At 45.6% G+C, this 4,414-nt stretch carries 3 protein-coding genes; 1 reads left to right on the forward strand and 2 read right to left on the reverse strand.

The genetic code is table 11. The features are described from left to right. Positions 1 to 74: 74 nt before the first annotated feature. Positions 75 to 2,546: an ATP-dependent Clp protease ATP-binding subunit gene (locus OSCI_RS02990; protein ID WP_007353377.1), complete on the reverse strand. Its 2,472-nt coding sequence runs from the start codon at positions 2,544 to 2,546 to the stop codon at positions 75 to 77. Positions 2,547 to 3,037: 491 nt separating this feature from the next. Between OSCI_RS02990 and OSCI_RS02995 the strand changes: the two genes are divergently transcribed. Continuing rightward, positions 3,038 to 4,048, forward strand: coding sequence for a hypothetical protein (locus OSCI_RS02995; RefSeq protein WP_007353378.1), 1,011 nt, complete (start codon positions 3,038 to 3,040; stop codon positions 4,046 to 4,048). Here OSCI_RS02995 and rimI read toward each other — a convergent pair. Next, positions 4,045 to 4,414 (reverse strand): ribosomal protein S18-alanine N-acetyltransferase (gene rimI / locus OSCI_RS03000; protein WP_039961648.1); only part of this gene is annotated, 370 nt, incomplete at its 5' end. The genes OSCI_RS02995 and rimI overlap by 4 nt on opposite strands.

Below are 4,414 nucleotides of genomic sequence, written 5' to 3' on the forward strand. Positions count from 1 at the left end.
TAAAGTATATATATCTCCCGTTTTTTTATCTGAGTTCTTCCCCCAATTTCAAGCAAGAAGAAACAGCAGATTTACTATTCAGCAACTTGAGGTAAAAGTTCCCGTTTTTTACCTTGGAGGACTTTCACCTGACCATCATCGTCAACATCAACAACGGCACTATCACCGTCTTTAATTCGACCAGAAAGGATTTCCTCAGCTAGTACGTCCTCTAACAAACGCATAATTGCGCGGCGTAGAGGTCTTGCACCGTAACTTTGGTTATAACCTTCTTTGACAAGGCGCTCTTTAAAAGCCTCAGTCACATCGAGGGTAATACCCTTTTCTGTCAAGCGACCAAATACCTCGTTGAGCATAATCACCGCGATTTCTTTGATTTCGTCCATGATCAATTGACGGAAGACGATAATCTCATCGAGACGATTGAGGAATTCTGGGCGGAAGTAGCGCTTGAGTTCTTCGTTCACTAAGGAGCGAATGCGGTTGTACTGGGCATCTGCTTGGTTATCTGCAAACTCGAAACCAATGCCTGTACCGCCTTTCTCAATTACCGTCGAACCGATGTTTGAGGTCATAATCAGCAGCGTATTCTTGAAGTCTACGGTGCGACCTTTGGCATCTGTTAACCGCCCATCTTCTAATATTTGCAGGAGCATATTGAAGACATCGGGGTGGGCTTTTTCGATTTCATCGAACAGCACCACTGTGTATGGACGGCGACGGACTGCTTCTGTTAATTGACCGCCTTCGTTGTAGCCGACGTATCCGGGAGGCGAACCGATTAATTTGGAAACAGTATGACGTTCCATGTATTCGGACATATCGAGTCGAATCATGGCTTCTTCGGAACCGAAGAAGTAGGAGGCGAGAGCTTTGGTAAGTTCGGTTTTACCAACGCCGGTGGGGCCGGAGAAGATGAAACTGGCGATCGGGCGGTTGGGGTTTTTCAAGCCTACCCGCGCGCGACGAATGGCGCGAGAGACGGCTTTGACTGCTTCTTCTTGACCGATGAGCCGCTGATGGAGGGTGTCTTCCATGTGCAGCAGTTTTTCGGATTCGGATTCGGTGAGTTTATTGACGGGTACGCCTGTCCAACTTGCCACGATTTGGGCAATGTCTTCTTCGGTGACGTTAGGGGAAACGTCTGTATCGCTCTTGCCTTCGGTTTTTTTGGTCTGGGAGATGGCGCGAATTTCGGCTTTGATTTCCATTTCGCGATCGCGCAGTTCCCCAGCTTTGTCAAAATCTTGAGAGCGTACTGCTTCGTCTTTTTCCTTGAGAACTTGACGCAATTCTTTGTCTAGTTCTTTGGCGGCGGGGGGCAGTTGAGAACTTAGCAAACGGACGCGGGAACCTGCTTCGTCTACTAGATCGATCGCTTTATCAGGTAAGTAGCGATCGCTAATATATCGATCTGAAAGTTTGGCTGCTGCTTCTAAGGCAGAATCCAAGATTTTGAGTTTGTGGTGCTGTTCGTAACGTTCCCGCAAGCCGAACAATATTTCTATTGTTTCTTCAACTGTCGGTTCGCCTACCATTACTGGCTGAAAACGTCGCTCTAAGGCAGCATCGCGCTCGATATGTTTGCGGTATTCATCGAGGGTTGTAGCTCCGATGCACTGCAATTCTCCTCTAGCTAAGGCTGGTTTCAGAATATTAGCAGCATCGATCGCACCTTCGGCAGCACCGGCACCAATCAGGGTGTGTACTTCGTCTATGACTAGGATGACGTTACCCGCTGAGCGAATTTCGTCCATGATTTTTTTGAGGCGTTCTTCAAATTCGCCTCGGTACTTAGTACCTGCTACCAGTAAGCCAATGTCCAGAGTGACTACGCGCTTGTCTTCGAGGATATCTGGGATATCATTATTGGCGATGCGTTGGGCTAAACCTTCTGCGATCGCAGTTTTACCTACCCCTGGTTCCCCAATCAACACGGGGTTATTTTTAGTCCGCCGTCCTAAAATTTGGATTACCCGTTCGATTTCTTTCTGTCGTCCCACCACTGGGTCGAGTTTGCCATCAACGGCCATCTGGGTAAGGTTAGCTCCAAATTCGTCCAGAGTTGGTGTCTTCGTGCGACCCGTTGAACTACCGGCTGTCACCTCAGCGGTTTCGCCCAGCATTCGGATCACTTGGGTGCGGACTTTCGAGAGGTCTACCCCCAGATTTTCCAGCACTCTAGCAGCTACTCCTTCGCCTTCCCGGATTAGACCTAAAAGCAAGTGTTCGGTGCCGATATAGTTGTGTCCGAGTTGACGAGCTTCTTCTAGGGATAATTCTAGAACTCGCTTCGCACGAGGGGTGAAAGGAATTTCCACCGCTACGAAGCCAGAACCCCGACCAATAATCTTTTCAACTTCGATCCGAGCATCTTTGAGGTTGACACCCATCGATTTGAGCACCTTCGCCGCAACCCCTGTGCCTTCGCCAATTAGGCCCAAGAGAATCTGTTCAGTACCCACAAAATTATGCCCCAGGCGGCGAGCTTCCTCCTGGGCGAGCATGATCACTTTTATGGCTTTTTCTGTGAAGCGTTCAAACATTGCTATCTCCCATCACCTGCTATATGCCCATTTTGAGGTCACGCCAGCCTGCGCGATAAAACGCACATTCGAGAGTGAACTCGACGCTGAGTTATGGGGCGTGACACTTTCAACCGCTCTGCCGTTGAGGCTACGGTTGAGCTTCTAGGCTACCGTTACAGGGTGGCTTTCAACTGGGAAGGCCCAGATGGTGGCTGACCTACAACCTCCCCTAGACTGCAAGAAGATTAATCTTCTCGATCTGTGCCCAGCCTACTACTACGTATTGATGGATTGTAGCACAACCCTATCTAGTGTCATCGGGTTGAAGAGCAAGTAGGGCCGAAGTCTTCGGGCGAATAATTTAAGGGCTTACGCAACTGGCACATGGTGGGGATCGCGATCGCCAGCCCCCTCAAGATCCGAACAATAGATTTGCCCCATAGCTTAAGTTGGCGATAAAATATTTATTAAGTAGTCAAATTAATTATACTAACAAGCTGTAAAAAATCATGGAAATATTAAAAGAAATTGGTGAAAAATTGTACAAAAGAATTGTCGGCTATGGGAGGATACTGTGGGGTATCGGTGTTGTTATTGCGTTATGGGGTTGGGTAATATATACCTATTTATCTCCTATAAGTGTATATAATTTGTCTAAATACTACAAGAAAAAACGTCCAGATATTTTGACTCTTGAAGTGATTTGTCCAAGCGAAGATCCGCAAAATCCTAATCGTCTTACCATAATGGAAGAGCACTCATTTCAAAAAAATATTTTTTCCGGCGATTTGGTTCGCTTCCCTATTCTCTGTTTTAATAACAAAGTAGTTTCTCGATCTTTAGCAGGTAGAATTTCTCCTAAACTATTAGATATGGGTTTGCCGATTAACCCAAGCGATCGCGCCAAACTAGAAATTAAAACTTTTTATGACGATGTATCCAGAAAAAACTGGATCAACTGGACAATCTATGTAAATCCATCTGAGTTTAGTCGAGGGGAATATGAGCAAATTCTCTGCTGTTATGAAGCACATCGCGAACAAATAGATTCTACACTAAAAAATTCTAAAGTTATTCCCTGGTGGGTTTGGAAATCACAATACGCTAGAAGCTTTGGCTTTGATTATCGTACCCAACGTATTGCTCATATTGTTTATGGAGCCATGCCTCAACCTCAAGTCTTCTCACCTCAAAAAATCTCTACAGGCTACCTAGACAATGGCGAATGGATTCCTATTTCTAGTGAAACTTTGACCATTTACAACAATGGGGAATGGCAAATTGAAATTGGTCGCAAATATCCCAAAAGTGAGTGGGGCCATCATACTATTGGTAGGGGAAAGGTAACATTTACCGATACGGAGAAGGTATTTGATGTTGAGTATCTGAGTTTTCCTGCTATGGAATCTATTAAAGATGTCAGCGTTCGTGAATATTTTACTGCTCTTACTGATAGTGAAGGTAAGAAATTGACGGATTTTTATCAACTTGGCAATATTCCATCTAAATTCAAGAATTAAACTTCTTGCAAAAGATAGGTGAGGCGATCGCGAATTTCCCCCTCCCATTTAGCTAAATCCTGCTCAAATTCTGGCTTTTGAAGACCACCTAGCCATAGGATCAAAGCATCTTCCCCACTATCTTGATAATAGCCGCGTCTACGTCCCGCCTCCTGAAAACCGAACTTCTGATAAAGAGATATCGCCGCCAAATTAGACGATCGCACTTCCAAAGTAGCCCACTCCAGTTTTCGCTGATGAGCTGACTTTAGCAAAGCATAAAGCAAAGCTTGCCCAAAACCCTGACCTTGATAGTCAGGATGAATAGCCAAAATCGTAATATGAGCCTCCTCTAAAATTGACCAAAGACAGGCGATACCAATTAGG

Origin of the sequence: Kamptonema sp. PCC 6506, assembly GCF_000180455.1 — a bacterium.
GTDB classification, from domain to species: Bacteria; Cyanobacteriota; Cyanobacteriia; order Cyanobacteriales; family Microcoleaceae; genus Kamptonema; species Kamptonema formosum.